The following is a 5,559-nucleotide window of genomic DNA, read 5'->3' on the forward strand; positions in this document are numbered from 1 at the left end:
CTCGGCGCGCTGGCGGCCGGCGAGCCGCTGCGCACCGCCCGGCGCTGAGGTCCGCCATGCTGCAGGCTCTCGTACGCCGCCTGGTCGGCAGTCGCAACCAGCGCGAAATCAAGCGCTATTTCAAGACGGTCGAGCGCGTCAACGCGCTGGCCGGGCAGTTCGAGACGCTCACCGACGCCGAACTGCGCGCGTGGACGGACACGCTCAAACAGCGCCACAGCGCCGGTGAGACGCTCGACCAACTGCTGCCCGAAGCGTTCGCGCTGGTGCGCGAGGCGGCCGGGCGGGTGCTCGGCATGCGCCACTTCGACGTGCAGCTGGTCGGCGGCATGGTGCTGCACGAAGGCCGCGTCGCCGAGATGCGCACCGGCGAGGGCAAGACGCTGGTGGCCACGCTGCCGGCTTACCTGAACGCGCTGACCGGGCGCGGCGTGCACGTGGTGACGGTGAACGACTACCTGGCCCGCCGCGACGGCAGCTGGATGGGTCGGGTGTACGAGTTTTTGGGCCTGTCGACCGGCATCATCGTGTCGAACCTCGACCCCGCCGAGCGCAAGGCCGCCTATGGCGCCGACATCACCTACGGCACCAACAACGAGTTCGGCTTCGACTACCTGCGCGACAACATGGCCTTCACGGCCGATGACCGCGTGCAGCGCCGCCATTACGCCATCGTCGACGAGGTGGACTCCATCCTCATCGACGAGGCACGCACGCCGCTGATCATCTCCGGCCCCGCCCAGGGCGGCACCGAGCTGTACGCCAAAATCGACGCCCTGGTGCCGAAGCTGACGCGCCAGACCGAACCCGACGGCCCCGGCGACTACCACGTCGACGAGAAGACCCGCCAGGTACTGCTGACCGACGAAGGTCACGAGCACGTCGAGCAGCTGCTCACCCGCGCCGGCCTGCTGCGTGAGGGTGAGAGTCTGTACGACGCCGCCAACATCACGCTGATGCACCACCTGAACGCCTGCCTGCGTGCGCACACGCTGTTCCAGCGCGACGTGCACTACGTGGTCAATCGCGGCGAGGTGATCATCGTCGACGAGTTCACCGGCCGCCTGATGCCCGGCCGGCGCTGGTCGGAAGGCCTGCACCAGGCCATCGAGGCCAAGGAACGGGTGCCGGTCAAGCAGGAAAACCAGACGCTGGCCACCATCACCTTCCAGAACTACTTTCGCCTCTACGACAAGCTCGCCGGCATGACCGGCACGGCCGACACCGAGGCCTACGAGCTGCAGCAAATCTACGGCCTGGAAGTGGTGGTGGTGCCCACGCACCGGCCGATGGTGCGCCAGGACCTCGGCGACCAGGTGTTCCTGACTGCCGAGGAAAAATTCGACGCCGTACTGGCCGACATCAAGGCCTGCCACGAACGCGGCCAGCCGGTGCTGGTCGGCACCGCGTCGATCGAAACCTCCGAGCTGGTGTCGGCGCGCCTGAAGAAAGCCGGCATCCCGCACCAGGTGCTGAACGCCAAATACCACGAACAGGAAGCGCAGATCATCGCCCGCGCCGGCGAGATCGGCGCCGTCACCATCGCCACCAACATGGCCGGCCGCGGCACCGACATCGTGCTCGGCGGCAACCTCGAAGCGCGCCTGCACGGCGTGCAGGACCCGGCCGAGCGCGAGCGCATCCGCGCGCAGTGGCAGGCCGAGCACGACAAGGTGGTCGCGCTCGGCGGGCTGCACGTGATCGGCACCGAGCGCAACGAGTCCCGCCGCGTCGACAACCAGCTGCGCGGGCGTTCCGGTCGCCAGGGCGATCCGGGCTCGTCGCGGTTTTATCTGTCCCTGCAGGACGACCTGATGCGCATCTTCGCCTCGGACCGCGTGTCCGGCTGGATGCAGAAGCTCGGCCTGCAGCCGGGCGAGGCGATCGAGCACCGCTGGGTCACGCGCGCCATCGAGAATGCACAAAAGAAGGTCGAAGGCCGCAACTTCGACATCCGCAAGCAGCTGCTCGAATACGACGACATCGCCAACGAGCAGCGCAAGCTCATCTACCAGCAGCGCAACGAGCTGCTGGAGGCCGACGACGTGTCCGACACCGTGCAGGCCATGGTGCGCGACGTGGTGGGCGCGCTCATCGACCGTTTCCTGCCGCCCGGCAGCGTCGAGGAGCAGTGGGACCTGAAAGGTCTGAAGGAGCTGCTGCACGACGAGTTCGGCAGCGCCGCCGACCCGCTGGCGCTGGCCAGCCAGCCGGACATGGACGGCGAGGCGCTGCGCGCGCGGCTGGTCGACATCGTGCTGGACGAGCTGGCGCAAAAGCAGGCGCGCGTCGAGCCGGCCGTGATGCGCCAGTTCGAGAAGGCGGTCATGCTGCAGGTGCTCGACAGCCACTGGAAGGATCACCTGGCCGCCATGGATCACCTGCGGCACAGCATCCATCTTCGCGGCTACGCGCAGAAAAACCCCAAGCAGGAGTACAAGCGCGAAGCCTTCGAGCTGTTCACGCAGATGCTCGAACGCATCAAGACCGACGTGGCCATGACCGTGCTGCGCGTGCAGGTGCGCGCCGAGGAGGACGTGGAGGCGGTCGACCGCCAGCGCCGCCCGGCCGGCGCCTACGACTACCAGCACGCCGAGGCGAGCGCGCTGGCAGGCGCCGAGCAGCCCGAGGAAACCGACCTGGCGGTGGCCGAGCAGCCTTCGGCGGCGCCGTTCGTGCGCGGCGAGCGCAAGGTGGGCCGCAACGAGCCCTGCCCGTGCGGCTCCGGCAAGAAATACAAGCAATGCCACGGCCGCCTGCAGTGACACCGACATGGCCGTGAGACTCGCCCCCCCGCCGCCGCTGGCGCCGATCGCCGGCGTGCGCCTGGCCACCGCCGCGGCCGGCGTGCGCAAAGCCGGCCGGGAGGATCTGGTGCTGCTCGAGCTCGCCGTCGGCAGCACCTGCGCGGCGGTGTTCACGCAAAACGCCTTCTGCGCGGCGCCGGTCACGCTCGCCAAACGACATTTGGCAGGCACCGCGCCGCGTTATCTGCTGATCAACAGCGGCAACGCCAACGCCGGCACCGGCGCGGCCGGCATCGAGGCCGCCCTTGCCTGCTGCGCCGCGCTGGCTGGCGCGGCCGGCTGCCCGACCGAGGCGGTGCTGCCGTTCTCGACCGGCGTGATCGGCGAGCCGCTGCCGGTCGAGCGCATCACAGCGGCGCTGCCGGCACTGCACGGCGCGCTCGCCGCCGATGCCTGGAACGCCGCCGCGCAGGCCATCATGACCACCGACACCGTGGCCAAGGGCAGCAGCGTGTGCGTGTCGACCGCGGCCGGCGACATCACCGTCACCGGCATCGCCAAGGGCTCGGGCATGATCCACCCGAACATGGCGACCATGCTCGCTTACGTCGCCACTGACGCCGCCGTGCCGCGGGGACTGCTGCAGCGTTGCCTGGAACGCGCCGTGGCCGGCAGCTTCAACGCCATCACCGTGGATGGCGACACCTCCACCAACGACGCCTGCGTGCTGATGGCGACCGGCCAGGGCCCGGTGCGCGTAGACGACCTCGACGACGCCGCCGGGCAGGCGCTGCAGGAGGCGGTGGAGGCGGTGTGCCGCACGCTGGCGCAGGCCATCGTGCGCGACGGCGAAGGCGCCACCAAGTTCATCACCGTGCGCGTCGGCGGCGGCCGCGACACGGCCGAGTGCCGGCAGGTGGCCTACGCCATCGCCCGCTCGCCGCTGGTCAAGACGGCGTTTTTCGCCAGCGACCCCAACTGGGGCCGCATCCTGGCGGCGATCGGCTACGCCGGTGTGCCGCAGCTGGCCATCGAAGGCGTGACGGTGCACTTGGGCGATACCTGCATCGTGCGCGGCGGGGCGCGCGATCCCGACTACACCGAGGCGCAGGGCCAGGCGGTGATGGCCAAGGACGAGATCACCGTCCAAGTGGCGCTCGGCCGCGGCCCGGCCGAGGCGACGGTGTGGACCTGCGATTTCTCGTATGACTACGTGCGTATCAACGCCGAGTACCGGAGCTGAGCCGATGCCGAAAAATTCCCTCCCTGGAATTTTTCGGCTCGCTGCAGCGCGGTGCATGCCCGCGCTGCGCTCCGTCAATCGAGGGCTTACGCCCCCGATTGACGCCGGGGCATCCTGCCCCGGGCGGCGCGCGCTGAAGCGCGCCGAGCTTGCCTAGCACCCCGCCCGTCGACGTCGCGGTCGGCGTGCTGCGCCGCGGCGACGACATCCTGCTCACGCGCCGCCTGGCCGGCACCCATCTTGAAGGCTACTGGGAGCTGCCGGGCGGCAAGTTCGAAGCCGGCGAGACGGCGCCGCAGGCGCTGCTGCGCGAGCTGCACGAGGAGCTCGGCATCACCGCCACGGCCCTGCGTGCGCTGATCCGCCACCGCCACCGCTACGCCGAGCGCACGGTGTGCCTGCACGCCTTCGAGGTCACCGCCTGGCAGGGCGAACCGCACGGTCGGCAAGGCCAGGCGCTGCGCTGGGCGCGACCGGACGCCATCGACCCCGCCGAGCTGCCGCCGGCCGACGGGCCGCTGCTCACCGCCGCGCGCCTGCCGGACGTGTACGCGATCAGCGGCGATTACGCCGGCGATCTGCCGGACTTTCTGCGCCGTGTCGAGCGTCTGGCCGCCGCCGGCGTGCGCCTGCTGTGCCTGCGCAGTCCGGCACTCGATGCCGGCACCTACGCCACGCTCGTACGCGCCGTGCAGGCGCTGGCCCGGCCGGCCGGCATGGCGCTGCTGCTGCACGGCGCAGGGCCTGAGCTGCCAGCGCTCGCCACCGAGCTCGGCGCCGGCCTGCACCTGCCGGCGCGCCGGCTGGCGGCGCTCGACCACCGCCCACTGCCGCCCGGCGCCTGGTGCGCGGCGTCCTGCCACGACAGCGCCGAGCTCGCCCTGGCGGCGCGCATCGGCTGCGACTTTGCGGTGCTGTCGCCGGTGGCGGCGACCGCCAGTCACCCGGGCGCGGCCCCGCTCGGCTGGGCCGGCTTTGCCGCGCTGGTCGAGCAGGCGGCGCTGCCGGTGTATGCGCTCGGCGGCATGCGGCCGGCACTGGCCGACACCGCGCGCGCGCACGGCGGGCAGGGCGTGGCGGTGCTGCGCGGCCTGTGGGAACGCTGATTCATTCGGCCCTCGACGTCCGGGGCAGGATGCCCGGACCTGAAAGCGATCAGGACCGGTACAGCGCCTCGATCACGTCCCGGTAGCGCTCCTGCAGGTGCCCGCGGCGGGCCTTCTGGGTGGCGGTCAACAAGCCGTTGTCTTCGGTCCATTCGTCCAGCGTGAGGTGCACGCGCCGCAACCGCGCGTAGCCCGGAAAGGCGTGCAGCGCCGCCTCGGCGCGCGCCAGCACGGCCCGCTCGGCGCGCGGGTCGGTCAGCGAGGCCGCATCGTCCGGGTCGAGGCCGAGCGTGCCGGCCAGCTGCGTCCAGGGTTTTCGATGCAGCACCAGCACGGCGGCCAGATACGGCCGGCCCTCGCCGACCCGCAGCGCCTGGTGGATGAGCGGGTCCAGCGTCAGCGCGTGCTCGATGTCGACCGGCGGCACTTTCTCGCCGTTGGCCAGCACGATGATGTCCTTGAG

At 70.9% G+C, this 5,559-nt stretch carries 3 protein-coding genes and 1 pseudogene; 3 read left to right on the plus strand and 1 reads right to left on the minus strand.

From position 1 onward, the window contains the following. Positions 1–56 precede the first annotated feature (56 nt). From secA to PHC73_RS11080, 3 genes are all read left to right on the plus strand, one after another. Complete coding sequence (gene secA / locus PHC73_RS11070) at positions 57–2,765, plus strand: preprotein translocase subunit SecA (protein ID WP_300128030.1); 2,709 nt, start codon at positions 57–59, stop codon at positions 2,763–2,765. 7 nt (positions 2,766–2,772) lie between these two features. After that, positions 2,773–3,990: a bifunctional glutamate N-acetyltransferase/amino-acid acetyltransferase ArgJ gene (argJ, locus tag PHC73_RS11075; RefSeq protein ID WP_300128033.1), complete on the plus strand. Its 1,218-nt coding sequence runs from the start codon at positions 2,773–2,775 to the stop codon at positions 3,988–3,990. A 149-nt stretch (positions 3,991–4,139) separates the two neighbouring features. Then, positions 4,140–5,096, plus strand: coding sequence for a Nudix family hydrolase (locus PHC73_RS11080; RefSeq protein WP_300128036.1), 957 nt, complete (start codon positions 4,140–4,142; stop codon positions 5,094–5,096). Positions 5,097–5,145: 49 nt separating this feature from the next. Here the strand turns inward: PHC73_RS11080 and PHC73_RS11085 are convergent. Continuing rightward, a pseudogene (locus PHC73_RS11085) lies at positions 5,146–5,559 on the minus strand (long-chain fatty acid--CoA ligase); the annotation flags it as partial.

Origin of the sequence: Immundisolibacter sp., from assembly GCF_028696615.1 — a bacterium.
In the GTDB taxonomy this organism is placed as follows: domain Bacteria; phylum Pseudomonadota; class Gammaproteobacteria; order Immundisolibacterales; family Immundisolibacteraceae; genus Immundisolibacter.

Excerpts from the sequence above, each read along its gene's own strand:
- argJ (WP_300128033.1), top strand. The coding sequence starts at position 2,773 with ATGGCCGTGAGACTCGCCCCCCCGCCGCCGCTGGCGCCGATCGCCGGC.
- secA (WP_300128030.1), top strand. The coding sequence starts at position 57 with ATGCTGCAGGCTCTCGTACGCCGCCTGGTCGGCAGTCGCAACCAGCGC.